The sequence below is a fragment of the Streptacidiphilus sp. PAMC 29251 genome, from assembly GCF_054208735.2.
Genome location: NZ_CM135725.2, coordinates 9,519,815 through 9,545,914, shown reverse-complemented (window position 1 = coordinate 9,545,914; position 26,100 = coordinate 9,519,815). Strand labels below are relative to the sequence as shown.

Genomic DNA, 26,100 nt, shown 5'->3' with positions numbered 1-26,100 from the left:
AGGGGCCGACGCAACGCCAGCGGGCCGGTTCAGGACAGGCTGAGGTGGATCACCTCATTGCTGACCGGCATGAGGCAGGTGCTTTCGCTGCAGGCTCCATAACTGACGACCACCTCGGCCTGCTGGGCCCCCGCGCCGGTCTGCTTGACGGGCAGGGTGAAGGTCACCGAGCCGTCCGGATAGACCGGGATCTCGGTCGGCAGGCCCGCCGGTCGCAGCAGGTGGGTGACCTGATTGGCCGTCGGCTTGCCGACCGCAGTGAGACCACCGCGAACGGACAGCCTGGTGGGGATGCCCAGTCCGTCGATGCCCTGCGCGGGCAGGTCGATGCTGTAGAGGTGGAAGCCGGGCTGTTGCGGGCTGAAGGTCGCCCGCAGCTCGCGCTGCCCATGGGACGCGGCCAGCAGGGTGACGGTGACCGTGACCCCGCTGGCTGTGGCGTGCCCGGTGGGTTCAGGAGCCCGGTGGGCGCCGCATCCACTGAGGGCGAGGGCGAGGGCTAGCGTGGGGGTGAGCACCGCCACGGTGGTCGAGCCCAGCGCGGCACCCCACCGACGCGGGAGGTTCACTTGCTTCCGCTGGGCGCCCAGCGGCTCAGGAACGCGCCGACCTGGCTCGGGGTCATGGTGCGGGCGTTGGAGAACGAACCGTTGTTGGTGGCGGTCCGCAGGGCGCCGTTGGACTTCAGGACGACGAGGGCCGGAATCCCACTGGTCTGCAGATTGACGTACGTGCCGGCGAGGGCCAGATTGTGGTCGAACTGGCCCACGTCCACGGCGACCACCAGGTAGTCCTTCTGCAGCAGTGGCTCGACCTGGGCCGAGCGGAACATCACGTCCAGCGACCTGCAGTCCGGGCACCAGTTGGCGCCGAAGTCGAGCAGCACCTCGCGGTGCTCCTTCGCCGCCGTCGCGAGGGCGGCCTTGATGTCAGCTTTCGCGTTGCGCTTGGCGTCGTATCCGTCGGGCAGAGCGTGCACAGGTGTCGGCGCCGACGTCTTGGCCGACACAGACAGCGTCGCCGATGGCGTTGCCAATGCCGATGCCGGAGCGGGGCTGCCGCTGGAAGACGCCGCCGCCGTGGCAACCGGTGCCTGCGCGGCGGTGGTACTGCTCGAAGCACATCCTGCCGTCAGCGCGACAGCCGATATCGCAGCCGCAAAACTCAGTCGTATTCGGCGCATGGGGTTCCCCTCCCGTTGAATGATCAGTCGCAGGAGGATAGCGCCAAGCGTACTGGCCTGCTGCCGCGCACACACCGCTGCCGATCGCATGGCGAATGCCCCCGGCTCGCCTCGGTATGATCATCGCCCTATCAGGGGGCTGGACGAGGGGGCGGGCATGTTCGCGGCACTGCGGGATCGAGCAGCACAGAAGAAGGACCTACGACTTGCCACCGACCTGCAGGTCAAGGGCGCCAGGCTGGTCACACAGACGCGCTGGGCAGAGGCCGAGCAGGCGTTGCGGCAGGCGGCAGAGCTGCGCGCCGCCCAACTCGGCCCCGAGGCCGCACCGACCCTGGAGACCCGCAGCAAGCTGGCGGTCGTGCTGGTCAGGCTGCATCGGCACGATGAGGCGTCGGCCGAGCTGCGGGATCTGCTGCTGCACTGCCCCACCGTGCTGGGTGAGGACCACGCGATCACCAGCGAGGTGCAGATCGCTCTCGCTGGGCTGCTGCTCACCCAAGGCCTTCCCGATGAGGCCGAGGAACTCGCCATGGCCGTGCTGCGACGCCTCCCGGCCTCGGACAAGCTCGGTCTGATGGCCTGGGACATCAAGCTCAGGGTGCGCCTTGCGCAGGGCCGCCACCGCGAGGCGGCCGACGAGGCCCAGGCATTGCAGGCGCAGTCCGCCCTGGTGTTCGGCGAGAACCATGTCCGCACCCTGAAGGTCGGCTCGGACCGAGTCCAGAACCTGGTCTTCCTGGGCGAGTACGAGTTGGCCGAGCGCGAGTGCCGCGCGCTCATCGAGCGTCACGGCGGGGCCGACCTGCTCTGGCTGGCCGTCATGAACGCCCTGGTCATGGCGCTCAACGGGCGCGGCCACCACGACCAGGCCGAGGCCGCCGCACGGAGGGCGCTCAGGCGGCAGGCGCAGGTCAGGCAGCCCAGTGGCGACATGCGCGTCTCACTGACCCTCGGGCTCTCGCGCAGCCTCCACGGCAACGGCCGCCACCAGGAGGCCCTGGACGCCGCCGCGCAGGCCAAAGGAGACCTTCTGCGCCCGCCGGGTGGCCGCGCCGCCCTCGCCCCACCGGTCGCCACCAGGACCGCCCAGGCCCTGCTCGGCCTCGGCCGACTGGACGAGGCCGAGACCGAGTCGCGACGGGCGGTCGACCTCGCCCAGACCCATCTCACCACCACCCACCACAGCACCCTGGAAGCCGCCACCACCCTGGGCAGCATCCTCGCCGCCCAAGGTCGGCACACCGAGGCGCGGGAACACCTCACCCGCTGCGCCACCACCTGGCGCGACCACTACGGCCCCGACCACCCCCGCACCATCGCCGCCGAAGCCGAGCTGGCCGCCCTGCCCCAGCCCTGACCATTCGTCATATGCGGGCCGGGAACGGTAGCCCCGTGTCGGCCGTCCAAGCAGCATGCCTGCCTTCCGTGTGTTCCTCATCTGCCTGGGGCTCGTTCTCCTCCTCGGCGCGACGGTGACCGCGCTCGTCCACGTCGCCGAGCCGGTCCCAGGCATGCACTGCCTTGCCATGAGGCAGCCCCGCACGGGCCCGCCCGTCCGGGTCTGTCCGGACGTGCGATATGTCCGCCATACCGGAGTCGCCATCGCCATGGCCGTCGCCGCTTCCGTGCTGTTCGCCTGCAGCAGTCTCAGACTGCGCCGCTCCTGAGGCTTCGTCAGCAGCTAATCAAGACTCCTTAATCAAGAACTCTTGATTAAGGAGTCTTGAGCCCCTACCGTGGCTCGTATGACGACGGACCCCCAAGCGTTGCGTGCCCTCGCGCACCCCCTGCGCTGGAAGCTGATGGACGTGCTGGAGCGCGAGAGCTCGGCCACCGCCACCCGCTGCGCCGAGCTGCTCGGCGAGAGCGTCGCCAGCTGTGCCTACCATCTGGGCATCCTGGCCAAGTACGGCTACATCGAGGCCGATCCGGCCCGCTCCGGCCGGGAGAAGCCGTGGCGGATCACGGACCGGCAGCAGCGGCTCGGCGGGGACGACCTGGATCTCGAGGGGCAGCTCGCCGCCGAGGCGGCGGTCGACGCGTTCCTGGAGCACGAGTTCGGCCGCATCCGACGCCGGGTGCGGCAGCGGGACCGGGAGCCGAAGGAGTGGCGCGCGGCCGCGGGGGTAATCGGCTCGACGATGTGGGTGACGGCACCGGAGCTGGATGAGATCAGGCAGCAGCTGCTCGACCTCGCCACCCGCCACGCGGACCGGGACGACGATCCCTCGCGGCGACCCGAGGGAGCGCGCCAGATCCGGCTCTTCGCCGCGACGACGGTGGCCCCTCCCGAGCCGGGCGAGCCCGCAGCGGATGAGCCCACAGCGGACGGGACGTCATGACCGGCCCGCTCCGCGATCCGCGGTTCCGCCGGCTGTTGGCCGGGCAGTCGCTCTCCAGCTTCGGCGACACCGCGCTCTACCTCGCGCTCGGTGTCTGGGCCAAGGAACTGACGGACAGCAACGCGGCCGCCGGCGGTGTCTTCCTCGCGCTCGGCCTGCCCGCCGTCCTGTCGCCGTTCGCGGGCCAGCTGGCCGACCGGCTGCGCCGCCGCCCGCTGATGATCGTGACGAACGCGCTCGCCGCGACCATGGTGCTGGGCCTGCTCGCCGTCCACGACCGACGGCAGCTGTGGCTGCTCTACGCGGTCGCCTTCGGTTACGGCCTCGCCTCGTCCGTGCTCAGCAGCGCGGGCGCCGGACTGCGCAAGTCGCTGCTCGGCGACGAGCAGGCGGCAGCCGCCAACGCGCTGCTGCAGAGCGTCACCCAGGCGCTGCGCATCATCGCACCGCTGGTCGGCACCGGCCTCTTCGTCGCCTTCGGCGGCGGCGCGGTCGCCGTCCTCGACGCCGCGACCTTTGTGGCGGCGATTCTCGCGCTGCTCTCCATCCGCGTCGAGGAGCAGCGACCGGAGCGGCGTCCGCGCGGCTCCTTCGGGGCGGACCTGACCGCCGGTTTCCGTCACATTCGGTCGGTGCCGCTGCTGTTCCAGATCACCGTCGTCACCGCCTGCGCCTTCGGGGTGATCGGCCTGAACGAGACGGCGGCGTTCGCGGTGGTGGACCAGGGGCTGCACCGCGCCCCCTCGTTCCTCGGCGTCCTCAACAGCGTCCAGGGTGCGGCCTCCGCGGTCGGCGGGCTCGCCACGGCCGCGCTGATGCGCCGTCTCGGCACCGCCAGGTTGGCCGGGCTCGCCTTGGCGGCCTTCGGCGCGGGCGCGGGCGGCCTACACCTCGCATTCGGTGCCGCTCGTTCTGGCCGGTGAGGTGGGCAACGGCTTCGGCCTGGTCTGGCTCGTCGTCGCCCTCGGCACGACGGCCCAGGTGCACACCCCTGCCCCGCTGCAGGGGCGGGTCAATTCCGCCTGGATGATGCTGGTGCTGACGCCCCAGACGGCCTCCATCGCGGCGGGCACCGCGCTGATCGCGGTGGTGGACTACCGGCTGCTGCTGCTGGCGGTCACCGCGGTGATGGCGGCGTGCGCGGCCGTCCTGCTGCTGCGTCCGGCGCCCGCGCCCGAACTGGTTCCCGCGCCTGGGCTGATGAAATTGACGAGCGGTTGAGGACGCGTCCGCGCTACCTCCGGTAGGTGCACGCCGCGATCGTTGCGTGCTTCTTCCAGCCCAGCGTCTCGTACAGTGCGCGTCCGGCGTCCGTCGCGGCGAGAACGCCCGTCGCCGCACCCTGTTCCACCGCCTGGTTGGCGAGTGAGCGCATCACGAGGCCGCCCAGGCCCTTGCGTCGATGGCTCTCGGCGGTGACCACCCGGTCCACCATCGCGGTCTCGCCGACCACCGCCAACTGCCCGCGGGCGGCGGTCTCGCCCACCGCGTCCAGTACCCGGACGTACACGACGCCGTCGACGGGCTGAACGGTGACGGTGTAGCCCTCGGGGGCGGTCAGGTCGATGGCGGCCAGGTCGACGGCCATCAGGTGGCCGGTGTCCTCCCAGGCCACCGCCCATCCCGGCGAAAGCCACGGTTCCACGTCCGCCGGCTCTGCGGGCATCTTCATCCAGGTCCGCGGCGCCGTCACCGAGAGGGCCGCGCTGCGGACCAGTGACTCGTCGGTCACGGGCAGGACATGCCGTCCCGCTTCGGCCGGGTTGTCGGCCACCTCGATGTAGAGCCCCCAGGGCTGCTCGACCGGCGGGGGCGTGCGCCGGGATACGGCCCAACCCGCCGCCCAGCTCCTGACCGTGTCCGCAAGCATCATGTCCTCCCCAGCCGGCGGCGCGTCAGCCGCAGGTAATGATCGCAACCCAGCTTGGAACCTTACTCCCCCGTGGGTGGCCGTGCTGTGGGCTACCTCTTGCGGGCGAGGGTGAGCCCGTCGGCGATGGCGATCATGGTGACCGCGACGCGGTCGTCGGTGCGGATGCGTTCGTTGAGTTGCCGGACCGCGAGTGATCACCAGGGCTGAGTATCCGATGAAACTGCCGACCTCCAGCGCGGTCCTTGCTCCCATCAGCTTTGCGGACTCTGCCGCAGAACCCTGTTGCCTGCCACCGTCGTTGGTCACACTTCGAGGATGGATGAACCGCAACCGCGCGCAACTCCCGACAGCCTGGTGGACGAAGCGGCATCCCGTGAGATGCGAGAGGCCCTGGACGCCGGCGACGTCAGCCGCTTCCGGCAGATCGCCTTGGGTCTGATGGCTCGCGTGCACAGTTCATTGCTGCCTCCGGAACTGGTCGAGGAGTTCATCCGCCTCGCCGTGCTCTTCCACTCCGTGGACAACACCGACACGGTCGAGGACGCGGACCGCTTCGCCGCCTTCATGGAGCAGGTCCAGCGGACGTTCTCTCCCAAGGCGGTGACCCTGCTGTTCCTCGCCTTCGAGTTTCTTGATGTGCTGGAGAGCCGGGAGATGCCTGCGGAGACGCACGACGAGATGCTGAGAATGCTGCAATTCGTCGGTTACACCGAGGAGCAGGCACGGGAAACCCTCCGCGAGATCAAGCGCCGCCTCTGATCCACTCGCGACCACCCCTCTCGGGAGCAGTCGGCGGAAATCGAGCTGACAGCAAGGTCCTGAACAGGCACGCTGGCAGGCATGTCCGATGCACGCGATGTCCCGATCCCCGCCGGCGCCCTGGCCGAACTCTGCGCCTCGGTGCGGCTGCGACGGCGCCCTGAGGACGTCGCCGATCTGGTCCTGACCGTCCTGGGCGCCCGCCTCTCCCGGGCCGAACGCAACCTGCTGACGGTGGCCGCCGGAGGCTCGCTGCGCCGGGCCTGGCACGGGTACACCTCCATGCTGGAGGCGTTCGCGCCGGTCATCGGCGCCCAGCGGCAGGCCACCACCGTCGCTGTGCTCTTCGACGCCATCGACCGGCTGGAGGGCCCTGCGGCCAACGACCCGGACGCCGTCGAGCAGGTGATCCGCACCGCCTGCGAGCAGATCGGCAAGACCTTCGGCGGCAATGACTTCCTGACCGACCGCCTCAACCGCGAGCAGCGCGCCGCAGCCGGGTTGGGCGAGCTGTCCAAGCGTCAGTACAACAAGCGATTCCGGCTGCTGCAGCGGTTGGAGGCCAAGCTGACGACAATGGTGCGGGCCACCCTGGAACGGGACGCGGTCATGCTCGGCAAGTCCGGGCTCGCCTCACGCCTGGACCCGGTCCGGCTCGCCGCCGATCCGGACACCGCCTGCTTCGTCGCCTATCTGACCGCGCGCAGCAACCTGCGCAGCGAGTTCACCGTCACCAGCCAGCAGCAGCCCTTCGACCAGATCGCCGACCTGCTGCTGCGCCGGCTGCGGGCGCGCGCCGAGACCGACTGGTGGGCGGTGGCGCACCTGCACCCCGTTCCCGAGGTGCTCGCCCAGCTCACCGACGAGCAGCGCGGTCGGCTCCTGGGTGACTGGTACGCCGAACTTCGCAAGGCCGCCGCACTGCTGGAACGCGCCTACCGGCGCTGCCGGATGGACCGGGAGCGGATGGTCGTCCAACGCGGGGACGACTCCTCGGCCTGGAACGCCGCCGCGTCGGCGTGGAACACCGCCCGCGCCCACTGGATCTCGGTACTGGAGGCGATGAACGCCACCAGGATCCTGGACGCGGTCTGCCCGGGAAAGGTCCTCAAGCTGATGGCCGCCGACGTGGTGGCCTGGCACCTGGCCACCGGCGGCGCGCTGCACCCGGACACCCCGGTCTGGGCAGAACTCCCCCTGCCCTGGCGGGTGCTGGACGGCCGCGAACACGGCGACCGGGCCATGGTGGAGGCCGCCTGCGCCCGTCACGGCCGCGACCCGGCCGGCACCGGTTGGACCACCGGCCGCCGACCGCGCACAGCCGCGGCGTTCCGGCCCACCCCGGAACTGGTGCACGGCGTCACCGTGGCCGACCCGCTGCTGGCGCAACTCCTGCGCAGTGCGGGGGTGTTCTCCGGCAAGGCACTGCGCCCGGCGGCCTCCGAGCTGTTCCCCTCGGAATCCGGTTGACCGGGCCGTGGGCCGGAGGCGAGGATCAAGGTGCTTGCGGGAGTAGCTCAGTGGTAGAGCGCCCGGCTCTGACCCGGGTGGACGCAGGTTCGAGCCCTGTCCCCGCAAGCACCCACATCCACCACTTCGAAATAAGAGGTCGCGCAGATGATGGAGCTGTGACGCTCTGTGATCACCGTGAAGACCTGTGCCTGCAGTTCCATCCTGGTTCACCGAACCACTCCGGGGTCGATTCGCCACGGGCTGCGCGAGCGGTCGGCCCGACCTGATCGACGGTCAGCCCGCATCGGGCGTTGGCCTCCACACGAGGCGGAGTCGAGCGTCGAGGTCGCCGGCCTGGCGAAGGCCCGCTTGGTAGGCCGGTTCCCAGGCTGCCAGGTCGCCCGGGTCTGAGCCGAACGCGCGCACCGAGGCGGGATCGGGGCCGATGGTCACCACCGCGTCCGCACCCAGGGCAGCCAACTGTTGGTTGAGCGGCTCGCGGGGAAACAGGTGCGCCATCGGCTCGACCACGACCAGCGTGCGTGCGCCGGTTGCGAGATCGGCGTTGGTGCCCGACCGCAGCGCCCCGTCCATGTACCGCCGGCCCTCGATGGCAACGGGCGGCGCGGCCCCGGGGAAGGCGCTGCTCGCCGCCACTGCGGAAACCAATGGCACGCCGCTGTCGCGGTCCCACACCACGGGCTCACCGGTGATTGCGTTCACGGCGGTGACCAGCAGTCGTCGCTCCGGCCACCTGTCCGCACCGATCAGGGCGGCGCGCCCCGCGATCAGCGCTTCCTCGGCCTGAGGGTCGGTATTTTCGAGCGCGAGCCGACCGACGCGACGCCTGGCCTCGCCGGGTTCCAGGCTGCCGTCGCCGAGCACGGCGAACACCTCGCCCATCCGCACGGGGTCCGCCTTGAGCCGGTAGGCGGCCGGACGAGCCGCGCTCGCGAGCCGCCCCGGGTCCTGTCCCGTGGCAAGCAGCGCTCCGACGATCGAGCCGGCCGACGTGCCGACGATCAGGTCGGCCTCGCCCAGATCCACGCCGTCGCGGCGCAACCCGTAGGCCAGTCCGGCCATCCAGGCCGTGCCGACGTGACTCCCCGGACCGAGGACGAGTGCCCGGTCGATGGTGTGCATGGTGATCTCCCCTCGTTATTGAAACAGTCGTACCATATACTCGCCAATGCTGTCCCGGTTCCACATTGCTGCGAGAGGATCCACCGTGGGGCGACCCGCAGACCCCGCCCGGCGCGAGCGCACGCTGACGCGGGCGACCGACTACGTGCTGGCGCACGGCCTGGCCGGGCTGAGCCTGCGACCACTGGCCGCGGCTCTGGACACCAGTCCGCGGATGCTGCTCTACGACTTCGGCAGCAAACAGGAGTTGGTCGCTGCGGTCCTCGCCGAGGCCCGTCGCCGAGGTGCGGTGCGCCTGGGCGGCCACCTTCCGGCGGACACCGACTCCGTGCAGGAGCGACTGCGCGGCATCTGGGCGTGGATCAGCGCGGATGAACGTGCGCCGTTCGTCCGGCTGTTCTTCGAGGTGCACGCCGACGGCCTGGTCCACCCCGAGAACTACCCCGACCAGGGCGAGGCGATCACGGACTGGTTCGACACTCTCGGTGCCACCTTCCGCGACGTTTCCGCCGGTCCTGACGACACCGTCACGCCCACGTTGGTCATGGCCGTTGTCCGGGGTCTGTTGTTCGATCTCACAACCACCGGCGACCGCCACCGCACCGATCGTGCGCTGGACCGCTTCGCCGGACTCCTGGGGCAGTGAACGCACGAGAAGCTGAAGCCACCGTCCGGGCGGCACCACACGGGCAAGGACGGAGGTTGGTCCGATGGCGGGGTCGGGACACCTCCGAGTCGGTGAGCGACGCCGTGACCGCTCCGAACAGGCTGGTGCCCGGCTTCGCCCAGGAGTGGGCGCGCGCTCATGGGGGGCGATTCGGGCGGTGGTCCCAGCGGGGGGGTCCAGGCTCGGCGGATCAGGCTGCGAACGGTAATGATCGTGTCGGCGAGGTCAAAGAAGGCGCGGCCTGGCCGCCGCCGGGGGCCTTGGAGCTACCGGCAGATGGTGGCTGGCGTCGCGGGCCAGGGCTCCGCCACGGCTCCCTCCTCCGCCCCGCCCGGACTTTCCGGCTGCTGGCCTGTCGGGCAGGAACTGCCGCGATGGGCCAGGCAGGCGGTGCATCAGGGTGTCCTGGCCACGGAACCGGGGAACTCGGAGGGGGCGGTGACCGGCTTCCCCGGGAAGCAGGCCGATATTCCGGTCACCACGGCGGTGTGCTGGCCATTGAGGTAGAGGATCTTCAACCGGTAGTCACCGTGCGTCCCGAAGGCGTAGGTATACGGCACCTGGCCGGCGTTGGGGAGCGTTACCCAGGGGCCGAATCGCCAGCCGCGGGCTTCGAGAAACATTTTGGCGATGGGACCACGGTCGGACGAACCCGCAGAATCGTTCGGCATCACGATAAGGGTGTGACGTACCGTGCCGGGCTTGGTGCAGGCAGGCGCAGCGAAGCCGGGCATCCCGTCAGGATCCAGTTGCGCATCCATTCCAGAACTGGGCGGCGTCCCCTGCGACATGGCGTCCGAGAGCAGTTGCTTCAACTGTCTGTCAGCCGTGGACAGGTCAGTTGCCGTCAGCAAGTCCGACGAGGCCCTCGGAGCGACAGACATGGTAGGGGTTGTCGCCGTTGCCCCGCCATCGCCCGCGGATGCCGGGGAACAGGCTGTCAGCAGGGCAAGAACGCATGCGGCTACGGGTGTCAGGGCGCGGAAGCAGACCACAGCACTCTGCAGAAAGGTCGCGAAGATCAGGAGGGTACGCGACAGTCGCCCGCCCGTGCGATGGATCGTTCAACCTCAACGTGGTCGGCGGCGCCATCTGCGAGACCTCCTAGAGGCTCCGCCAGTAGGGCATCGATGAGATCCGGCTGTTGACCACACCTAGTCTCGAAGGGGTTATTGCCCGGAGCGGGCTTCACACTGCTGGGGCTAGCCGGGTACTGTGCGTTCGCTGATGCAGTCTTCAAGTTGGAAAAGAAGAATATGCACATCCTGGAAGACCGCTCCGGTCTGTCTCCGCGTGCCCTCGCCCTGCTCGACCGCACCGGATGTCGGCAGGAGCCGACGGAACCCAGGCTCCCTACGGAACTGCTGCGGGTCCGCGACCGCAAGGGTCGGCTGATCCCCGCCCCGAGGGAACTGGTGATCCGACGCGAGGGCTTCGCGCAGAGGTACGGCGGACTGCGCTACACCGTGCAACGCAGTCTCGCGAACGCGAATGGCGGGCGTTCGGAGCACAGCCTTGAGTGGAGCCACGAGCTGGGGTCATATGCGTGGCCCGATCCCGTGCGGGGCTGGTTCTTCGACTGGGACGGACCGTCCGCTGCCCACCCGGTCCGTTATCTCGTCCACACCGACGGGCGCGTTGGAGTCGAGAACACCGCCGGCGAGGGTGTCTTCCAGGAGATGGAGGCATCCATGATCCACCGGATCGAGTCCCACGCCGTCATGGACGAGGTCTCGGCCTGGGATCCGTGGCCGATCGACGGCGGCGGCCTCGCTATCGCCCGGCACCTGGACAACCTCAGCGAGGTCGCCGAAGCGTCAGGCCCCATGCTGAGCTGGCGGATGTCCGATGCCGTCGCCGTCATGGAGTTCGCCTACGTGAGCAGGGAGTTCCCGCGCGAACGTCAGGCGTGGATCTGGTTCCGGGGCGAGGAGGGCCACCGGCAAGTCAGCGCAGCAGCCGTGCTTGCGGCCAGAGCTGATGACATCGTCGTCCGCCGGTAACGGAGGAGCCGTTGTTCGCCCTCCTTGCCGCGGAGAGGTGGCAGGCCGGGCGGATAGTGCCTGGAGCGGCCACCTCTGATCCGACGCCGCCGGGGGTGTTCGTCGGGATCCCGATCGCGGCGACCGTCGCCAACCGCGTCCGGCTGCTCATCACCCGCCGCCGCCAACCCCATGCCCCGCGCGCACAGATCGACATGCCGCCTGGCTCGCGGCCGTGTCCGCCCCACCGGCGCTCCTACTCCGTGACATCGAAGGCGAAGTCGACGACGGTGCTGTCGCCGCGGCGGACCATCGGGTGTGCGACCTCGACGAACCGGCCCTCGGCGGCGACCAGGGCGATCGAGTCGGCCAGGCCCGGGGCGTTCGGGCGGCCGCCGGGCCTGGTAGACGGCCGACCGAGCAGCGCGGCCACCGGGACACCGGGAGTGTGAGCTCGGCTGTCTGTCCCGGTGTCAGGCCCGTGAGCGGCTTGGGCCGCAACGGTTCCTCCTTGCCCGGCCGGAACGTGTCAAGTCAAATGAGACGTTCGTACGGTTATGCGCTCTGTTGTGCTGATTCGGGTTCTCTGCGTTTGGCGGGGTCGTTGATCCACGCCTGATCGGGGATCTTGGGCGGGCGGGGGCGGCGGGCGAAGCGTTCGGGGTGGCGGGCGTATGCCTCGTTGAGCGTGACGGCGCGCTGGTCCTGGACTTGGCCGGCGGTGCCGAAGTGCACGGACGCAGGCGTGTGCAGCCCGATGCCCGAATGGCGATGCTCATGGTTGTAATAGGCAATGAATGAGTCGAACCACTCGCGTGCGTGGTTCAGGGAGTCGAACCGCGCCGGGTAGTCGGCCATGTACTTCGTGGTTTTGAACTGGCTTTCGCTGTACGGGTTGTCATTCGAGACCTTGGGGCGCGAGTGCGAGCGCGTCACGCCCAGATCGATGAGCAACTGCGAGACTTTCTTGCTGGTCATCGAGGTGCCGCGGTCCGCGTGCAGGTGCTCGGGGGCGATGCCGTTGCGTTCGACGGTCTCGCTGATCAACTCCTCGGCGCGCTCGGCCGATTCGGCCATCTCCACGGTGTAGCCGACGACGTAGCGGCTGAAGATGTCGATGATGACGTAGGCGTGGTACCAGATGCCCTTGTCTGGTCCGGCCAGTTTGGTGATGTCCCAACTGAAGACCTGCGAGGGGGCGGTGGCCACGAGTTCGGGGATGGACTTGGCGGCGTGGGTGGCCTGGCGGCGGCGCTCGCCGGTCTGGCCCTGGGCCTCCAGGATCCGGTACATCGTGCGCACTGAGCAGTAGTAGCGGCCCTCGTCCAGTTCGCGCGCCCAGATCTGGGCAGGTGCCAGTTCGGCATAGGCCGGGCTGTTCATCAGTGCCAGGATCCGCGCGCGCTCCGCCGGAGCCAGAGCTGAGGGCGGCGAGGGGCGCGGAGCGCGCTCGCGCGGCGGGGGCGGGTTGAGCCGACGGTAGTGCGTGGCCCGTGAGCGACCGGTCAGCCGGCAGGCCGCAGTGGTGTTCAACTCCCGCTCCAGCGACTGGAAGAGCTCGTCGGCGACCTGCTCGGCCTCGGCTTTCAGCCCGCACTCTTGGAGAGCAGTTCCAAGAGTGCGGAAGCTTTTCCCAGCAGCTCCAGGGCGGCGTCCTTCTGCGCCAGCTCCCGTTCCACGACGGCCAGCCTCTTGCGCAGCCGCTCGGCCTCGGCTGCTTCGGCGGGCCTCTTGGGGCGTGCGGGCGAGGTCCGCCGGTCGGCGAGCGTGGCCATCGCTCCGGCGTCTCGCGCGGCCCGCCACTCGATGATGTGCGAGTGGTACAACCGCTCGCGGCGCAGGACCGCGCCCTTCTCCCCGCTGGGGGCGGCATCGTACTCAGCGACGATCCGCAGCTTGTATTCCGCCGTGAACGTGCGCCGCTTCGGCCGCGGGCCGGGTCGGGCTCGGGGGCTGTGCGTGAGGTGGTGGTATTGGAAGCCATGCCGGGAATCTCCTGTCTCGCCCATCCAGACTAACCCGGACGAACCGGACGTCTCAGTCGAGACTGTCAGAGAGGGGGCTGGTCCGGGGGATCAGCGAGTGGAGCGCGGTCTCGTTCACTGGCGGTCGAGTCCCCCGGCTCCCAGAGGCTTGCGCCGAGCCAGGACCTTGCGATGGCTGATCCGCCACCCCCGGTCCTCACGCCTGAGGGTGTCTTCGTAGACCACGCTCCCGCTCGTGCCGTCCGCGGTGATGCCGATTCCCTTGGACCGGCTGTGCACTTCGTCGGCATTCACTGCGGTGAGGACGACGTTCGTGATGTGATGACCGACTGGATTCGCGTCCCCCATGGCCAGCGCTGCGTCACGGATCGCGGAGATGCCCGCCAAAGCGCCGAGGCCGAAGTCGGCGAGGTCGTAGGTGACGTCTGCGGAGAACACCTCGTCGAACCGGTCGAGGTCGCCGTCGTCGGTCAGGTGCCCGTGCAGCGAGATCAGCTCGCCGATGGCGACGCGGTCCTCGGTTGCGATCCGCCGGTGGACGTCGGCCGACTCGACAGGCGTGCACTGCGTTGCTTCTTTCCCCGCCATGATGACTCCTTGTGGTGTGCGGACCCGGCGAGACAAGCGGGGAACTCCCCAGTTGGCCGTCGGCTGGAAGCGCCCCACCGCGCCCGGGGTGGGTGACCCCGGGCGCGGTCGTGGTCGTGGTCGGCGTGGAAGTCAGTTTGCTGTGTCGGCGAACTGGCCGAGCTGGTAGGCGCCGCCGGGCTGCCGGACGATGACGCTCATGCGGTTGGTCGCGTTGATCAGGGCGATGAGCACCACCAGATCGCGCAACTGGTCTTCGTCGTAGTGCTTAGCGGCGTCCGTCCAGGCTCCGTCGCCGACACCGCCCGCGGCGTAGGCGAGGTGGGTGCCCTGCTCGGTGAGTTCCAAGGCGGCGCGTTCGGCGTCGGTGAACACCGTGGCCTCCCGCCAGACTGCGACCAGGTGGAGGCGGGTGGCGCTCTCGCCGGCGGCCGCGGCGTTCTTGGTCCACACGTCGGTGGCGTAGGCGTCGCCGTTGATCTGGCTGGCCCGCAGCAGCACCAACTTCTGGGTCGCGGCGGGCAGGGCCGATTCGATGAGGATCGTCTTGCTGGCCGCACCGAACTGGGCAGCGGCTTTGGCAGCGGTCGCGTCCGCGTTGCCGAACAGGCTCAAACGAGCGGTCATTGTGCGTGCTCCTAGCATGTTGTCGTTGCTGCACATCGACCAGGAGATGCCGGCGGCCCGATCGGCGTGACAGCGCGGCCATATGACCCATGTCACTGCCGACAGGTGTCACGCAATCTGTGGGACCGGCATCTCGTGTGCGGCAATAGGACGATCCAGTAGGGATGGGGCCGGCGATGAACGAGCACAGCGACCGAACCGCGGACACCGACGAGCCGCGGGGGGAGCGCGTGCGTGCCCACCAGGCCACCGAGTCCTTCATCGCCCACCGGAACCTGCTGTTCACCGTCGCCTACGAGATGCTCGGCTCGGCCGCCGACGCCGAGGACGTGCTGCAGGAGACCTGGCTGCGATGGGTGAAGGTCGACTCCGACGTCGTGCAGGACCCGCGCGCGTATCTGGTCCGGGTCACCACCCGTCAGGCGCTGATGCGGCTGCGTTCGCTGCGTCGGCGCAAGGAGTCCTACGTCGGCCCCTGGCTGCCCGAGCCGCTGCTGACCGCGCCGGACGTCGCCGAGGATGTCGAGCTGGCCGAGGGCGTCTCGATGGCGATGCTGCTGGTGATGGAGACGCTGACACCGACCGAGCGCGCGGTGTTCGTGCTGCGGGAGGTGTTCGGCTGGGACTACGACGAGATCGCCGAGGCCGTCGACAAGAAGACAGTCACAGTCCGGCAGATCGCGCACCGGGCACGCAACCATGTCGCCGCGCGGCGGCCACGTGCTGTCGTGTCCCGGGCCCAGAACCGCGCGGCGCTGCTGGCCTTCCAGCGAGCGGTCGAAACCGGGGACCTGCAGAGTCTGCTCGACCAACTGGCCCCGGACGTGGTGTTCCTGAGCGATGGCGGCGGGATCGTCCAGGCAGCGCTGGAGCCGATCGTGGGCGCCGACCCGGTCGCCGCTCTGTTGACGGCGGGCCTGGGCAGGATCGCAGGGTCCGCGTCGGTGGAGTCGGCGCAGATCAACGGCCACCCGGCACTGATCATGCGGATCGGCGGGCAGGTCGAGGGCGTCCTGGCGCTACGGACCGAGGGAAGCTTGATCACGGGGCTGTATTTCGTGCGCAACCCCGAGAAGCTGTCGCGCTTGGAGCAGGAGACCACGCTGCGCCGCTGACCCCGCACCCCAGGTGACGCGGGAGGGTGTCACAAGCACGCCCTCGACCAGCAGAACATGTGGTGGTTCCAGACGAACTGGTCGTCCAAGGCCCGCACCCCGGTCGCCGTCGGGGTGCCCGTGGTCGTCGTCTGGTTCAGCTACCACTGGTTCCGCTACTCGGGCGCACGTCTGCTCGCCCTCATCCGGGGCCAAGGCGACACCGGTGGCGGGCGGCGGGCGGCGGGGGAAGGCGAATAGGCGAAATGGTCGCCGGCGGTCATTTCAGGAACGCCGCCGTGGTCGCCAGGAACCGGTCGGCGTCGTCGAGCCAGGGATAGTGTCCGGCGCCGGGCTGAATGACCAGCTCGGCGTTCGGGAACAGCCCGGCGAATTCCGCCACCGTCCGCGGAGGGGCTGCCAGATCGACCTCCCCGGCGAGCAGCAGCACCGGCGGGGCGAACTGTGCCAGCGCCGCGCGGGTGGCGGCCGGATCGAACGCGCCCTCGGCGCTGAAGACCGTGGTGGCCTCGCTGTCCCGCTGCGCGCCCTCCACCGCCTGGTGGGCCTCGGCGACCTCGTCCCAGCGCCCGTAGTAGAACCGCGCGATGGCCTGCCAACTGTCGTCGGTGGCCTTGCCCGCCACGATGTCCTCCAGGGCGGCGAACGATGCCGGGAACCACGGCTCGTCCTGGCGCAGTCGGGCGATCTCGAGCCGCTCATCCGCGGTGATCGTGATGCCGATGGCCAGAATGCCCGGTGTGATCAGCGCGAGCCTGCTGACGCGTTCCGGGTGCCGTCCCAGGTACAGCGCCGCCAGATTCGCTCCGGCGGAGTGCCCGAGCAGGTCCATCCGCTCCAGGCCGAGGTGCTCGCGCAGGGCCTCCACGTCGTCCACGAGCCGGTCGCAGCGGTAGGAGGCGGTGTCCTGCGGGATCGCCGACCGGCCGGTGCCCCGCAGGTCCAGCCTGATCAGCTGCCGGTGCGCGGAGAGGCCGCCGAGGTCGTCGAGGTAGGCGGAGTCGTGCATCGGCCCCCCAGGCAGGCAGACCAGCGGCGGGCCGTCTCCGGACACGTGGTAGGCGAGTTCGGTTCCGTCGTACGCGGAGAAGGTAGGCATGGCCACGACCCTGTCAGCAGGGTCCGGACAGGGCAAGCGGGTTCGCGGTCTAGGCCGCTGCGACGGCTCGGAGCCAGCGGGCTGCCTCGGCCGGGGAGTCCAAGCGGATCACCTGCAGCGGGGCGAAGCGCGGGTCGTCGGCGCGTTGCTGGATGTCCGCCCGACGGGCCCCGTGCTGGGACCAGGACCACCAGGCCGGGTGCTCCCGGTCGAACCAGCCCCGCCAGGTCTCACGGTTGCCGCCGAAGACCCGCTCGCGCAGGACGGTTCGGCGCAGCGAACGGCGCAGGACCCGGGGCATGACCACGCGCCGGGGGTAGTCCAGCCAGACCACGGTGTCGGCACGCTCCCACAGCAGGTCGCGGACGTCGGGGTAGCCGAACGAGTCGAAGATCCAGGTGGGCGCCGCGGCGATCTCGGTGACCTGGGCGACGAACTCACCGTTCACCGCCCAGTCGGGGCCGGTGAAGTACAGGGAGTCCATCTCGTGGTAGGGCAGGCCCAGCTGTGCGCCGAGGGAGCGGGCCATCGTGGACTTACCGGCTCCAGTGATACCGGCGACAAGGATCCGCTTCATCCGCGCAGCGTACCTGAGGAGCGGCTCGGGCCTTCCCGACTCGTTGTTCAGGCCAGTTGTCCAGACCATTGACGCGTTCAGGCCACGTGGATACCGTCGAATGTTCGGCGAGCCTTCGGGAGCCCCCATGCACATGTCGAGGTCATTGTTGTTCGCAGCGTTCACGGGCCTGCTTCTGACGATACTCCCGCTGCAGGCTCTGGCGGACAGCACGTCGGCATCCGCCGCGCAACCGACCGTCTGCAACAAGTACTGCGACGCCAGGGACCCCGCGCTCAGTACCCAGGACCGCCAGGCCCTGACCGCGACGCTCTTCTCCCGCACCTTCACCCTGCACTTCGACGACACGGATGCCATGGCCTGGGCGTCCGTGGGCAGCGCGAGCCCCGGCGACGAGGTGTGGCTGGACCGCTCCTTCGACGGCGGCCGGACCTGGGCCTCCGGCAGCAAACTCGGTGACACCACCGTCCCCACCGGTCAGACCGGCTGGCGCACGCTGATGTACAACAACGACAACTGGGCCGCGAACGGCGTCGGCGCCCTGCGGGCCTGCGGAAAGGCCAGCGACCGGGCCGACATCGTGTGCACCCCCTGGGCCCGTTCCACCTGGAACGCCGGCGACCGGCGCACCGCCGCCGCCACCGCCGAGATGGAGTTCTACAACACCAGCACCGGCCTGTTCGACACCACCGGCTGGTGGAACTCGGCCAACGCGTTGCATGCCGTCATCGACAACATCCGGGTCACCGGCATGGGCAGCTACCGCTACGCCATCGCCCAGACCTACAACGATCAACTCAACTCGGCGGACGGGCAGTTCCGCAACGACTACCTCGACGACACCGGGTGGTGGGGGCTGACCTGGGTGGCGGCCTACGACCTGACCGGCGACTCCCGCTACCTCACCACGGCCCGCGCCGACGCGGACTACATGGCCTCGTACTGGGACACCACCTGCGGCGGCGGCGTGTGGTGGAGCACCGCGCGGACCGTCAAGAACGCCATCCCCAACTCCCTCTACATCGAGCTCAATTCCGCACTCCACAACCGGATCGCCGGGGACAGCACCTACCTCGGGCGGGCGAAAGCCGACTGGGCCTGGTTCCAGGGCACCGGCATGGTCAATGCCGACAACACCGTGGGCGACGGCATCAGCCTGACCACCTGCAAGAACGCCAACAGCACGGTCTGGTCCTACAACCAGGGCCAACTCGAGGGCGGTCTCACCGAGTTGTACCGAGCCACCGGCGACTCCTCGGTCCTGGCCGCGGCCCGCCGGATCGGCAACGCCAACACCGCCTCCGCCACACTCAACACCTCCGCCGGCATCCTCAAGGACCCGTGCGAGAGCGGAGACTGCGGCGCCGACGGCACTTCCTTCAAGGGCGCGGACGTGCGCGGGCTGGCCAAGCTGAACGCCGCGCTCGCCGACCACCCGTACAGCGGCTACCTGGACAAGCAGGCCGCCCAGGCCTACAGCTCGGACCGCAACGCCCTGGACCAGTACGGAGTGCACTGGTACGGCCCGCTGGACAGCACGGACGCCGCACGCCAGCAGAGCGCGCTGGACTTGATGAACGCAGCGCCCTGAGCCGCCCAACCAATGAACCCAGGTGCCGAGGCTCAGACCTCGGCACCTGGGTTCAGCTCGCGACTCGCGCGACGCGCGACTCTCAGACGACGATCCGGTCCAGGTTGGGGGCGCCGGCCGAGGGGTTGGAGAACTCGATGGTGTTGCCGCTGCCGGCCTTGAGCGTCACGGTGACGGTCTTGGTGACGACGGTGTTGTAGTCGGGCGTCTCGGGAAAGCTCACCGTCTGGTTGACCCCGTTGACGGTGACGACGGCGGTGCGGGCCTGGCCGACGCTCATGAAGTAGATCGTCAGGGTGTAGCTGCCCGCGGCCGGTTCGGAGACTCCGGTGAAGGTCGCGGTGCCGCCGTTGCCGAGATAGCTGAGCTTCTTGCCGCCGGAGCAGTGCGCACAGCTGGTGATGGTGGTGCCGCCGGCCAGGGTCGCCGCCTCAGCCTCATAGGACTTGTTGCCGCCGGCGGGCGGAGCGGTCGTCGGCGGAGCGGTCGTCGGCGGAGCCGTGGTGGGCGGCGCCGTGGTGGGCGGTGCGGTCGTGGGTGGCGCGGTCGTCGGCGGGGTGGTGGTTCCGCCGGTGATCTTGTTGAAGGTCCGGGAGTAGGCGTAGCCGGTGCCCTTGTCGTAGCCGTCGACCTCCCAGAAGGACAGCTCCTGGACGCCGTTGGTGGCGGCGAAGCTCTCCAGCGAGGTGGCGTTGGCCTGGGTGAAGTTCTCGTTGTCGTCGTTCTGGCCGGCGATCGGGGTCAACCCGAGCCGGCCGTAGGCCGCCGACGTCGAGATGCCGTACAGGCTCGCCAGCTGCGCGGCCGTGGCCTTGGCGGCCGAGATGGCGTCGTTGTAGGCGTTCTGCCCGTCACCGAAGTCCATGGTCATGATGTTGACCACGCTGACGTTGACGCCCTTGCTCTTGGCGTCCTTGAGCACATTCAGCGTGTCCGACTCCAGGCCGGACGGGTCCACCGCCAGGGTGTAGTCGACCTGCACCGAGGGGTTCTGCGCCTGGAGCGCGGCCAGCGCCTGGTTGCGGCGGGTGTTGGCCGCGGTGTTGCTGAGGGTGTCGCCTTCGATGTCGAAGTCCAGCCGGGTGATGCCGTAGGTGTTGACGATATTGGCGTAGGCGGCGGTCAGTGACGTGACCGAGGTGCAGGTCTCGGCCAGCTCACCGCCCTCGGCGCCACCGGAGGAGATGATGACGTTGCCGCCCGCCGACTTCAGCGTGTTGACCTGCGAGGTGAAGGAGCCGAGGGAGCTGTTGCCGTCCTCCCACTGCGGGGTGCAGCCGGACTTGGGGATCAGGAAGGCCAGCGTGTAGTACTTCAGCCCGGTGGCGTTCAGGTCGGCCGCCATGTCGCCGGCGGTGCCGCTGGAGAGCTCCAGGTACGGCGCGGCGTAGTGGGCCGGGAAGGTGCTTGTCGCCTGTGAGCTGGCGCTGGCACTGGCGTTGAGGGCCATCGCCATCGCTGCGACCGGCAGCGTGGAGGCGGCAAGGATCTTATAACGACGTGACCATGTCACAAGTTTCTCCCGGTGAGGTCGGGAGTGGGGGCTCCCGAAGCGAAGCGGCATGCCGAGGTGGGGGTTGCTGCAGTCGTCGTCTCGGGAACACATGCAGTGCCTGTCGCGCCAGAGTTAACTCGCGCCCGCAACCCCCGTCAAGGGTTCTAGTAAGGAAAGTTTCCTAACCAACCTCGGCCGCGCGACACGGTCACACCCACGGTGCGGCTACGATCCAACTCACGTCGTCGGTCCAGGCATTGACGTTGTCCCAGACGCTGGATCCCCCCTCACTGGCGTTGTACACGGTGTAGTTGAAGTGGCGGATGTAGTTGTCCTGGTAATTCAGGGACTGGAACGAGTACCCCCGGCCGTTGATCCCGGGCTGCGGGCAGAACGTGGCGTCCTGGGCGAACAGGCCGGTGCCGTCGTCGGGCTGCAGCCAGAGCTGGAAGCCGGAGTGCCTGAGGTACTGGCCGGACCGGTTGGCGGACTCCAGGGAGACGCACGAGCTGTTCGCAAGCCCCGCGTGGACGATCCAGCCGGCGTCCGCCTTGTCGGTGGCTGAACTGCCGGAACTGACGGCTGAGATGACGACCTTGGTGTCGCTGTCGTCGTGGCGGATGTAGTCACCGGTGCAGCAGGCGGTCGTGGCCTGGAGCGAGATCCGTGTGCCCGGTGCCAACGCGGGCACGGACGGGAGGGCGTATCCGGCCGCGACGACATTCGCCTGGACCGCCGCGTCGGTCGCGTCGGAGGGCAGGCTCGCGGTCATGACGCCCTCGAAGAACGAGCCGACCGAGCCGTCGCTGTCGTCCCCGCCCGTGCCGAGGACGATGGCACCCTCCTGGTGCATCGGGAGGTAGCCGCCGGTGCTGGGCAGTGAGCCGTTGTACCAGGTGGTGAGGGCGCCGGACTGGGCGTTGCCGCCCTTGATGGCATAGCTGCTGGTGCCATCGGTCCTGACCAGGGCGGTGACAAAGGGACTGCTGTTGCCGAGGTTGGCGGTGTCGGAGCCGTTGCCGCCGGCGAACAGGCCGTTCTCCAGATCCGCCTGGACCCACGGCCCCGAGCCGGCGCAGGGCGGGAACCAGCACTCGGTACTGAAGTTGATCGCGCTCATGTGTCCGTTGCCGGTGTCGTCACCGCTGGTCTCGGCATTGCCGTAGTCGAAGCAGCAAGCGCTGTTGACATGGGTGCCGGAGGCGACCATGTACTCGTCCTGGGCGGTGCCGCCGGTGGCCACGCCGGTGGTGCTGTTGTCGCGGTATCCCATGCCGGGAGCGATGGAGACCCCGTAGGCCTTGTGCCCGCCGACGGTGACCGGCAGCGCGTTGGCATAGGCGCCACGGTCCTGGCCGCCGTTCCCGCCCGGTCCCTCGACGGTCAGGTCGTTGTGCCGGGGGGACTGGTCGTAGATGCGCGTGATGACGCACGTGGTGGCGGCACAGAACGCGTCCTGGGCGGCCGCGTCGGCCACCCCGCCGGGGGTGAGCGGGCTGATGGCCGCGTACGCGCGGTCGGACGAGCGCTGCACCTGGTAGAGCGGCCCCTGGTAGGCCGCGTACAGGGACCGGACGGTGCTGTGGGCCGCCACACAGGGGGCGCCCGCAGCGGCGTAGAGGTCGCACGGAAGTTGTGCCGAGGCCGCGCGAGCGGTCCCGTCCAACGGGGTCAGGCCTCCGGCGAGCACCAGGAGCAGGGCTCCCAGCAGCAGGAGCAGGCTTGTCGAGCGACGTGGTGCAGAAGGAACGGACATGCGGCTCTTCCTCCGAAACTCCCGAGCATGGTGGCGGTGCGGACAGTCCCGGCTATCCGCGCCGGGCGAGGCGGCGGGCACGCAGCCGGTCGGCGGTGATGGCGATGCCGAGGACCGCGCCCAGGACGATCTGGGTGTAGTTGGAATTGATCTGAAGGGTGGTCAGACCGTTGTTGATGAGCTCCAGCAGCACCGCGCCGGCGACGATCCCGAGGATGCGGCCCTGACCGCCCATCAGGCTGACGCCGCCGATCACCGCGGCGGCGATCGCGGACAGTTCCCAGCCCACGCCGACCCCGCTGGCCGAGCCGACGCCCATCCGCCCGAGCACCAGGATTCCGCCGAGCCCGGACAGCAGCGAGCTGGTGACGTACATCGACACCACCCGCCGGTCGCCCCGGATCCCGGCCAGCCGGGCGGCCTCGGGATTGCCGCCGACCGCGTAGACCTGACGCCCCTGGTAGGTGCGTTCCAGGAAGAACCAGGCCGCCACCGCGACGATCGCGAACAGCACCAGCGGGACCGGGATCTGCGCCAGGTAGCTCTGTCCGAGGTCGCCGAACACCCCGGAGATGCCGGGGATGGACGTGCCCGAGGTGATCGCCAGGGTCACCCCCTGGGCGACGGTGTAGGTGACCAGGGTGGTCACGAACGGGGGCATCTTCAGCCGGGTCACGGCCAGGCCGTGGATCAGGCCGACGGTGCCGCAGACGGCCAGGGTGGCCAGGATCGCCACCCCGGCCGGAAGCCCGGCCCGGACGTTGAGCCAGGACGCCAGGATCACGCTGGTGCCCAGCAGCGCGCCCACCGACAGGTCGATGCCGCCGGTCAGGATGACCAGGGACTCGCCGATCGCGATCAGCCCGTACTGGGCCAGGTCGAATCCCATGCCCTGGAGGTTGACCGCGCCGGCGAAGGTGGGCTTGTCCAGGGCGAGGGCGACAAAGACCGCCACACAGGCCAGCACCACGCCCACCTCGGGCGTCTCGACCAGCCGACGGGCCCGGCCGGGGCCCTTCCCGATGCCGCCCCCGTCCACTCCGCTCGCCTGGGTGACCGCCACGTCCGTGCTCATGCGTCCGCCTCCTCGTTCTGGTCCGTGCCGGTCGCCGCGTCGACCTGGGTTCCGGCCGCCGCGGTCATGATGAGTTCCTTGCTGAACCGCTCGCGCGGGATGTCGGCGACGACCCGTCCGTGGGCCATCACCACGATCCGGTGGCAGATCCAGAGCAGTTCCTCCAGTTCGGAGGAGGCCGCCACGACGGCCAGGCCGTCCTTGGCCGCCGCGTCGATCAGCCCGTAGATCTCCGCCTTGGCGCCCACGTCCACGCCGCGGGTCGGCTCGTCCAGCAGCAGCAGCCGCGGCTCGGTCGCCAGCCAGCGGCCGAAGACGACCTTCTGCTGGTTGCCGCCGGACAGGTCCCCCACCGGCTGCTCGGGGGTGTGCAACCGCACGCCCAGTTCGCGCACCAGCCGCCCGGCGTGGGCACGGTCCGCGCGCGGGGTGAGCACGCCGCGCCGGCTGATCCGGCGCAGCGTGGCCAGGGTGATGTTCCAGCGCACGGACGCGCCCAGGACCAGGGACTGCTCCTTGCGGTCCTCGGGGACCAGGCCGAGGCCGGCCTCGACCGCGTCGGCGGGGTGCCGGGGGTGGAACGGCTCGCCGCCGAGGGCGACGGTGCCGCCGGTGCGCGGTTGCGCGCCCATCAGGGTGTGCAGCAGCCGGCTGCGGCCCGAGCCCATCAGGCCCGCCACGCCGAGGATCTCGCCCGCCCTGACCTCCAGGTCGAGCGGTCCCAGGCCGTCGGCGGTCAGTCCGTGCGCGGACAGCACCACCTCGTTCTCCACCGAGGGCGGCGGGGAGATGTCGGCACGGGCGAGTTCGCTGCCGACCATCTCCCTGATGATGCGTTCCTCGGTGGCCTGGTCCGGTGTCAGGTCGGCGACCAGGCGTCCGCCGCGGAGCACGATCACCCGGTCGGCGAGCGCCCGGACCTCGTCCAGCCGGTGGCCGATGAACAGCACCGCTCCCCCGGCCTCGGCGTGCCGCCGGGCCAGTGCCAGGACCTTGCCGGCCTCGACCGGTCCCAGCGAGGAGGTGGGCTCATCCAGGATCAGCACCAGGGGGCGGTGGCCCCAGGCCTTGGCGATCTCGATCATCTGCCGGACCGGGACCGGCAGCCGCTCGACCGGCCGGTCGACGTCCACCCCCTGCACGCCCACGTCGGCCAGCAGGGCCCTGGCCTCGGCCCTGGTGCCGGCCCGGTCGTAGCGCCAACGGCCGCCGAAGCGGCCCCCGGCCGACGCCGGGCGGCGTCCGAGCAGCAGGTTCTCCGCCACGCTCAGCTGTCCGACCAGCGGGAACTCCTGGGCGACCAGGCTGACTCCCAGGGCCTGGGCATGGTCGGGACGTCCGCCGTGCAGTTCCTGACCGTCGATCAGGATGCTGCCGGTGGTGGCGGTGACGGTGCCCGACAGCACGCCCATCAGGGTCGACTTGCCCGCGCCGTTCTCGCCGACCACGCCCACGATCTGACCTCTCGTCAGTTCGAGTGCGGGAATGTCCAGGACCTTGACCGGTCCGTAGTTCTTGCTGACTCCCCGCAGGGACACGGCGGCGGGGGCCGCTGCCGTGTCCTCGCGCCGGGACGTCGTTGTCTCGGTGGTGTTCATGGCGGCGGTCAGCCGATGCCGAGCTTGGTGAGCATGGCCTGGTAGTCGGCGATGTTGCCCTGGGTGACCACCCCGGCGCCGGTGCTCAGGGTCGTGCCGTCGCTCTCCAGGTAGGGCTTGACCAGCGCCTCGGTGGCGTCCTTGCCGAGCACCTTGAACGCCGCGAGCAGGTAGGCACCGGTGTAGCCCTGCTGGTAGGGCTGCTGGAGCACGGTGGCCTGGATGACGCCGCTCTTGACGAAGGCCAGCGTCTGCGGGTCGCTGTCGGAGGCGATCACCTTGATGGTGCCGGTCTTGCCCGCGGACTGGACCGCCTGCCCGGCGGCGGGCCCGTCGTAGGAGTAGACCCCGTAGAGGCCGGTCACGTTCGGGTCGGTCTGGAAGGAGGTGGAGGCGTTGGAGAGGGCCTTGGAGGCGTCCGATCCGTCGTTCAGGGTCTGCGTGATCTTGATGTTGGATCCGGCCAGGGCCTTCTTGAAGCCGGCTATCCGCTCCAGGGAGTTGGAGGCGGTCAGCGAACCGGTGAGGATGACCACCTCGCCCTTGCCGCCCAGCTCGGTCTTCATCGCCGCGCCCGCCTTCTCCCCCAACTCCTCGTTGAGGCTGCCGAGGTAGAGCGCGGAGCCGTCCTGGGCGGGCAGCGGCGAGTCGATCGCCACCACCGGGATGCCGGCCTGGTCGGCGGAGGTGATCGGCGCCTTGATCGCAGTGGGGTCGATCGCGGAGACGGTGAATCCGGTGATGCCCTGGCCGCGCAGAGTCTGGATGATGGACAGCTGCTGGTCGAGCCGGCCGTTCGCGGGAGCCTGGAAGGTGCCCTTGATGCCCAGGTCGGCCAGGCCCTTGTTGAAGCCGACCTTGCCGGCGTTCCAGTAGTCGACCGAGACGTTCACGACCATGGCCTCGTCCAGCTTGGACAGGTCCTGGCCGGCCAGGGCGGTCTTGATCGCGGCGTCGAGCTTGGTGAGGTTGTCGTCGTTGAAGTTCAGGTTGCCCTGCAGCACCGGCGCGGCGGAGGATCCGCCGGCGGCCGGGGTGGTGGACCCCGCGGCACCGGTCCTGCTGCAGGCAGCGGCTCCGAGCGTGATCAGCAGGGCGGTGGCGACGACGGTGAGCTTCTTGCCTCTGGGGGCAGCGGAACGGGACATGGGTGGCCTCTCCGAGGGGTGATGTGAGCGTTAACATTTTGC

The 26,100-nt window shown here is 69.7% G+C and carries 29 protein-coding genes, 1 tRNA gene and 2 pseudogenes; 13 read left to right on the top strand and 19 right to left on the bottom strand.

All coding sequences use genetic code 11. From position 1 onward, the window contains the following. Nucleotides 1-29 precede the first annotated feature (29 nt). Nucleotides 30-569, bottom strand: a complete 540-nt coding sequence (locus ACXKR8_RS45625; protein ID WP_458270422.1) for a hypothetical protein — start codon at nucleotides 567-569, stop codon at nucleotides 30-32. After that, nucleotides 566-979 (bottom strand): thioredoxin family protein, encoded by a 414-nt coding sequence (locus tag ACXKR8_RS45620; protein ID WP_458270421.1) that lies wholly within the window; start codon nucleotides 977-979, stop codon nucleotides 566-568. Before ACXKR8_RS45620 ends, ACXKR8_RS45625 begins: the two co-directional genes overlap by 4 nt. A gap of 19 nt (nucleotides 980-998) precedes the next feature. Between ACXKR8_RS45620 and ACXKR8_RS45615 the strand changes: the two genes are divergently transcribed. The 5 genes from ACXKR8_RS45615 to ACXKR8_RS45595 all read left to right on the top strand — a co-directional run bounded on the left by ACXKR8_RS45615 (nucleotide 999) and on the right by ACXKR8_RS45595 (nucleotide 4,749). Further along, the gene (locus ACXKR8_RS45615; RefSeq protein WP_458270420.1) at nucleotides 999-1,202 is read left to right on the top strand and encodes a hypothetical protein; all 204 of its coding nucleotides are present in this window, start codon (nucleotides 999-1,001) and stop codon (nucleotides 1,200-1,202) included. 138 nt (nucleotides 1,203-1,340) lie between these two features. Then, nucleotides 1,341-2,543 (top strand): tetratricopeptide repeat protein, encoded by a 1,203-nt coding sequence (locus tag ACXKR8_RS45610; RefSeq protein WP_458270419.1) that lies wholly within the window; start codon nucleotides 1,341-1,343, stop codon nucleotides 2,541-2,543. A 388-nt stretch (nucleotides 2,544-2,931) separates the two neighbouring features. After that, nucleotides 2,932-3,528: a winged helix-turn-helix domain-containing protein gene (locus tag ACXKR8_RS45605; protein ID WP_458270418.1), complete on the top strand. Its 597-nt coding sequence runs from the start codon at nucleotides 2,932-2,934 to the stop codon at nucleotides 3,526-3,528. Next, on the top strand, nucleotides 3,525-4,451 hold the full coding sequence (locus ACXKR8_RS45600; RefSeq protein WP_462100123.1) for an MFS transporter: 927 nt from the start codon (nucleotides 3,525-3,527) through the stop codon (nucleotides 4,449-4,451). Before ACXKR8_RS45605 ends, ACXKR8_RS45600 begins: the two co-directional genes overlap by 4 nt. Then, nucleotides 4,429-4,749, top strand: a complete 321-nt coding sequence (locus ACXKR8_RS45595; RefSeq protein ID WP_462100122.1) for a hypothetical protein — start codon at nucleotides 4,429-4,431, stop codon at nucleotides 4,747-4,749. Before ACXKR8_RS45600 ends, ACXKR8_RS45595 begins: the two co-directional genes overlap by 23 nt. A gap of 13 nt (nucleotides 4,750-4,762) precedes the next feature. On the opposite strand, the gene ACXKR8_RS45590 is transcribed toward ACXKR8_RS45595, so the two are convergent. Together ACXKR8_RS45590 and ACXKR8_RS45585 are read right to left on the bottom strand one after the other, a co-directional pair. Then, nucleotides 4,763-5,401 carry a GNAT family N-acetyltransferase gene (locus ACXKR8_RS45590; protein ID WP_462100121.1) on the bottom strand — a complete coding sequence of 213 codons (639 nt, stop codon included), beginning with the start codon at nucleotides 5,399-5,401 and terminating at the stop codon, nucleotides 4,763-4,765. 89 nt (nucleotides 5,402-5,490) lie between these two features. Continuing rightward, a pseudogene (locus tag ACXKR8_RS45585) lies at nucleotides 5,491-5,577 on the bottom strand (SAM-dependent methyltransferase); the annotation flags it as partial. 139 nt (nucleotides 5,578-5,716) lie between these two features. On the opposite strand from ACXKR8_RS45585, the gene ACXKR8_RS45580 reads away from it, so the two are divergent. From ACXKR8_RS45580 to ACXKR8_RS45570, 3 genes are all read left to right on the top strand, one after another. Beyond that, entirely contained in the window at nucleotides 5,717-6,160 is a 444-nt protein-coding gene (locus tag ACXKR8_RS45580; protein ID WP_458270415.1) for a hypothetical protein, read from the top strand. Nucleotides 6,161-6,241: 81 nt separating this feature from the next. Next, complete coding sequence (locus tag ACXKR8_RS45575) at nucleotides 6,242-7,630, top strand: hypothetical protein (protein WP_458270414.1); 1,389 nt, start codon at nucleotides 6,242-6,244, stop codon at nucleotides 7,628-7,630. Nucleotides 7,631-7,665: 35 nt separating this feature from the next. Next, nucleotides 7,666-7,738 (top strand) — tRNA-Gln (locus ACXKR8_RS45570). 168 nt (nucleotides 7,739-7,906) lie between these two features. Here ACXKR8_RS45570 and ACXKR8_RS45565 read toward each other — a convergent pair. Next, on the bottom strand, nucleotides 7,907-8,755 hold the full coding sequence (locus tag ACXKR8_RS45565; protein ID WP_458270413.1) for a patatin-like phospholipase family protein: 849 nt from the start codon (nucleotides 8,753-8,755) through the stop codon (nucleotides 7,907-7,909). Nucleotides 8,756-8,840: 85 nt separating this feature from the next. Here ACXKR8_RS45565 and ACXKR8_RS45560 point away from each other — a divergent pair, with 85 nt between their 5' ends. Next, nucleotides 8,841-9,401, top strand: coding sequence for a TetR family transcriptional regulator (locus ACXKR8_RS45560; protein ID WP_458270412.1), 561 nt, complete (start codon nucleotides 8,841-8,843; stop codon nucleotides 9,399-9,401). Between the two features lie 157 nt (nucleotides 9,402-9,558). Here the strand turns inward: ACXKR8_RS45560 and ACXKR8_RS45555 are convergent. Then, nucleotides 9,559-9,658: pseudogene (locus ACXKR8_RS45555) on the bottom strand (IS5/IS1182 family transposase); the annotation flags it as partial. A gap of 159 nt (nucleotides 9,659-9,817) precedes the next feature. Beyond that, entirely contained in the window at nucleotides 9,818-10,183 is a 366-nt protein-coding gene (locus tag ACXKR8_RS45550; RefSeq protein WP_458270411.1) for a hypothetical protein, read from the bottom strand. Between the two features lie 495 nt (nucleotides 10,184-10,678). On the opposite strand from ACXKR8_RS45550, the gene ACXKR8_RS45545 reads away from it, so the two are divergent. Beyond that, nucleotides 10,679-11,425 carry a hypothetical protein gene (locus ACXKR8_RS45545; RefSeq protein ID WP_458270410.1) on the top strand — a complete coding sequence of 249 codons (747 nt, stop codon included), beginning with the start codon at nucleotides 10,679-10,681 and terminating at the stop codon, nucleotides 11,423-11,425. A gap of 235 nt (nucleotides 11,426-11,660) precedes the next feature. Here ACXKR8_RS45545 and ACXKR8_RS45540 read toward each other — a convergent pair whose 3' ends face one another. The 5 genes from ACXKR8_RS45540 to ACXKR8_RS45520 all read right to left on the bottom strand — a co-directional run bounded on the left by ACXKR8_RS45540 (nucleotide 11,661) and on the right by ACXKR8_RS45520 (nucleotide 14,604). After that, a complete protein-coding gene (locus ACXKR8_RS45540; RefSeq protein ID WP_458270409.1) occupies nucleotides 11,661-11,837 on the bottom strand; it encodes a hypothetical protein in 177 nt (58 codons plus the stop codon). Nucleotides 11,838-11,959: 122 nt separating this feature from the next. After that, complete coding sequence (locus tag ACXKR8_RS45535) at nucleotides 11,960-12,994, bottom strand: IS3 family transposase (RefSeq protein ID WP_458274906.1); 1,035 nt, start codon at nucleotides 12,992-12,994, stop codon at nucleotides 11,960-11,962. Next, nucleotides 12,991-13,413 carry a transposase gene (locus ACXKR8_RS45530; protein ID WP_462100120.1) on the bottom strand — a complete coding sequence of 141 codons (423 nt, stop codon included), beginning with the start codon at nucleotides 13,411-13,413 and terminating at the stop codon, nucleotides 12,991-12,993. The genes ACXKR8_RS45535 and ACXKR8_RS45530 overlap by 4 nt, the downstream gene beginning before the upstream one ends. A 90-nt stretch (nucleotides 13,414-13,503) precedes the next feature. After that, nucleotides 13,504-13,977, bottom strand: coding sequence for a nuclear transport factor 2 family protein (locus ACXKR8_RS45525; protein WP_458270408.1), 474 nt, complete (start codon nucleotides 13,975-13,977; stop codon nucleotides 13,504-13,506). Between the two features lie 132 nt (nucleotides 13,978-14,109). Then, nucleotides 14,110-14,604 (bottom strand): carboxymuconolactone decarboxylase family protein, encoded by a 495-nt coding sequence (locus ACXKR8_RS45520; RefSeq protein ID WP_458270407.1) that lies wholly within the window; start codon nucleotides 14,602-14,604, stop codon nucleotides 14,110-14,112. Nucleotides 14,605-14,780: 176 nt separating this feature from the next. Here ACXKR8_RS45520 and ACXKR8_RS45515 point away from each other — a divergent pair, with 176 nt between their 5' ends. Both ACXKR8_RS45515 and ACXKR8_RS45510 read left to right on the top strand, forming a co-directional pair. Next, a complete protein-coding gene (locus tag ACXKR8_RS45515) occupies nucleotides 14,781-15,719 on the top strand; it encodes an RNA polymerase sigma-70 factor (protein WP_458270406.1) in 939 nt (312 codons plus the stop codon). A gap of 57 nt (nucleotides 15,720-15,776) precedes the next feature. Beyond that, a complete protein-coding gene (locus ACXKR8_RS45510) occupies nucleotides 15,777-15,959 on the top strand; it encodes a hypothetical protein (protein WP_458270405.1) in 183 nt (60 codons plus the stop codon). Nucleotides 15,960-15,978: 19 nt separating this feature from the next. Here the strand turns inward: ACXKR8_RS45510 and ACXKR8_RS45505 are convergent, their stop codons facing one another. Continuing rightward, complete coding sequence (locus ACXKR8_RS45505) at nucleotides 15,979-16,818, bottom strand: alpha/beta fold hydrolase (protein ID WP_458270404.1); 840 nt, start codon at nucleotides 16,816-16,818, stop codon at nucleotides 15,979-15,981. A 49-nt stretch (nucleotides 16,819-16,867) separates the two neighbouring features. Continuing rightward, nucleotides 16,868-17,395 carry a P-loop NTPase family protein gene (locus ACXKR8_RS45500; protein ID WP_458270403.1) on the bottom strand — a complete coding sequence of 176 codons (528 nt, stop codon included), beginning with the start codon at nucleotides 17,393-17,395 and terminating at the stop codon, nucleotides 16,868-16,870. 127 nt (nucleotides 17,396-17,522) lie between these two features. Here ACXKR8_RS45500 and ACXKR8_RS45495 point away from each other — a divergent pair, with 127 nt between their 5' ends. Continuing rightward, nucleotides 17,523-18,986 carry a glycoside hydrolase family 76 protein gene (locus ACXKR8_RS45495; protein ID WP_458270402.1) on the top strand — a complete coding sequence of 488 codons (1,464 nt, stop codon included), beginning with the start codon at nucleotides 17,523-17,525 and terminating at the stop codon, nucleotides 18,984-18,986. Between the two features lie 82 nt (nucleotides 18,987-19,068). Here ACXKR8_RS45495 and ACXKR8_RS45490 read toward each other — a convergent pair whose 3' ends face one another. The 5 genes from ACXKR8_RS45490 to ACXKR8_RS45470 all read right to left on the bottom strand — a co-directional run bounded on the left by ACXKR8_RS45490 (nucleotide 19,069) and on the right by ACXKR8_RS45470 (nucleotide 26,058). Further along, nucleotides 19,069-20,442 carry a glycosyl hydrolase family 18 protein gene (locus tag ACXKR8_RS45490; protein ID WP_458270401.1) on the bottom strand — a complete coding sequence of 458 codons (1,374 nt, stop codon included), beginning with the start codon at nucleotides 20,440-20,442 and terminating at the stop codon, nucleotides 19,069-19,071. 247 nt (nucleotides 20,443-20,689) lie between these two features. Continuing rightward, on the bottom strand, nucleotides 20,690-22,237 hold the full coding sequence (locus ACXKR8_RS45485) for an alpha-L-arabinofuranosidase B (RefSeq protein ID WP_458270400.1): 1,548 nt from the start codon (nucleotides 22,235-22,237) through the stop codon (nucleotides 20,690-20,692). A 52-nt stretch (nucleotides 22,238-22,289) separates the two neighbouring features. After that, complete coding sequence (locus ACXKR8_RS45480) at nucleotides 22,290-23,312, bottom strand: ABC transporter permease (RefSeq protein ID WP_458270399.1); 1,023 nt, start codon at nucleotides 23,310-23,312, stop codon at nucleotides 22,290-22,292. Continuing rightward, nucleotides 23,309-24,910, bottom strand: a complete 1,602-nt coding sequence (locus ACXKR8_RS45475; protein ID WP_458270398.1) for a sugar ABC transporter ATP-binding protein — start codon at nucleotides 24,908-24,910, stop codon at nucleotides 23,309-23,311. Before ACXKR8_RS45475 ends, ACXKR8_RS45480 begins: the two co-directional genes overlap by 4 nt. Nucleotides 24,911-24,918: 8 nt before the next feature. Next, nucleotides 24,919-26,058, bottom strand: a complete 1,140-nt coding sequence (locus ACXKR8_RS45470) for a substrate-binding domain-containing protein (RefSeq protein WP_458270397.1) — start codon at nucleotides 26,056-26,058, stop codon at nucleotides 24,919-24,921. Nucleotides 26,059-26,100: the final 42 nt, after the last annotated feature.

Bases quoted from the DNA above. Each gene is read 5' to 3' on its own strand.
- ACXKR8_RS45580 (WP_458270415.1), top strand. From the start codon at position 5,717: ATGGATGAACCGCAACCGCGCGCAACTCCCGACAGCCTGGTGGACGAA.
- ACXKR8_RS45545 (WP_458270410.1), top strand. From the start codon at position 10,679: ATGCACATCCTGGAAGACCGCTCCGGTCTGTCTCCGCGTGCCCTCGCC.
- ACXKR8_RS45550 (WP_458270411.1), bottom strand. From the start codon at position 10,183: ATGGATGCGCAACTGGATCCTGACGGGATGCCCGGCTTCGCTGCGCCT.
- ACXKR8_RS45605 (WP_458270418.1), top strand. From the start codon at position 2,932: ATGACGACGGACCCCCAAGCGTTGCGTGCCCTCGCGCACCCCCTGCGC.
- ACXKR8_RS45565 (WP_458270413.1), bottom strand. From the start codon at position 8,755: ATGCACACCATCGACCGGGCACTCGTCCTCGGTCCGGGGAGTCACGTC.
- ACXKR8_RS45480 (WP_458270399.1), bottom strand. From the start codon at position 23,312: ATGAGCACGGACGTGGCGGTCACCCAGGCGAGCGGAGTGGACGGGGGC.
- ACXKR8_RS45475 (WP_458270398.1), bottom strand. From the start codon at position 24,910: ATGAACACCACCGAGACAACGACGTCCCGGCGCGAGGACACGGCAGCG.
- ACXKR8_RS45590 (WP_462100121.1), bottom strand. From the start codon at position 5,401: ATGATGCTTGCGGACACGGTCAGGAGCTGGGCGGCGGGTTGGGCCGTA.
- ACXKR8_RS45600 (WP_462100123.1), top strand. From the start codon at position 3,525: ATGACCGGCCCGCTCCGCGATCCGCGGTTCCGCCGGCTGTTGGCCGGG.
- ACXKR8_RS45495 (WP_458270402.1), top strand. From the start codon at position 17,523: ATGCACATGTCGAGGTCATTGTTGTTCGCAGCGTTCACGGGCCTGCTT.
- ACXKR8_RS45610 (WP_458270419.1), top strand. From the start codon at position 1,341: ATGTTCGCGGCACTGCGGGATCGAGCAGCACAGAAGAAGGACCTACGA.
- ACXKR8_RS45500 (WP_458270403.1), bottom strand. From the start codon at position 17,395: ATGAAGCGGATCCTTGTCGCCGGTATCACTGGAGCCGGTAAGTCCACG.
- ACXKR8_RS45510 (WP_458270405.1), top strand. From the start codon at position 15,777: ATGTGGTGGTTCCAGACGAACTGGTCGTCCAAGGCCCGCACCCCGGTC.
- ACXKR8_RS45575 (WP_458270414.1), top strand. From the start codon at position 6,242: ATGTCCGATGCACGCGATGTCCCGATCCCCGCCGGCGCCCTGGCCGAA.
- ACXKR8_RS45470 (WP_458270397.1), bottom strand. From the start codon at position 26,058: ATGTCCCGTTCCGCTGCCCCCAGAGGCAAGAAGCTCACCGTCGTCGCC.
- ACXKR8_RS45485 (WP_458270400.1), bottom strand. From the start codon at position 22,237: ATGTCCGTTCCTTCTGCACCACGTCGCTCGACAAGCCTGCTCCTGCTG.
- ACXKR8_RS45490 (WP_458270401.1), bottom strand. From the start codon at position 20,442: ATGGCGATGGCCCTCAACGCCAGTGCCAGCGCCAGCTCACAGGCGACA.
- ACXKR8_RS45530 (WP_462100120.1), bottom strand. From the start codon at position 13,413: ATGGGCGAGACAGGAGATTCCCGGCATGGCTTCCAATACCACCACCTC.
- ACXKR8_RS45515 (WP_458270406.1), top strand. From the start codon at position 14,781: ATGAACGAGCACAGCGACCGAACCGCGGACACCGACGAGCCGCGGGGG.
- ACXKR8_RS45525 (WP_458270408.1), bottom strand. From the start codon at position 13,977: ATGGCGGGGAAAGAAGCAACGCAGTGCACGCCTGTCGAGTCGGCCGAC.
- ACXKR8_RS45505 (WP_458270404.1), bottom strand. From the start codon at position 16,818: ATGCCTACCTTCTCCGCGTACGACGGAACCGAACTCGCCTACCACGTG.
- ACXKR8_RS45520 (WP_458270407.1), bottom strand. From the start codon at position 14,604: ATGACCGCTCGTTTGAGCCTGTTCGGCAACGCGGACGCGACCGCTGCC.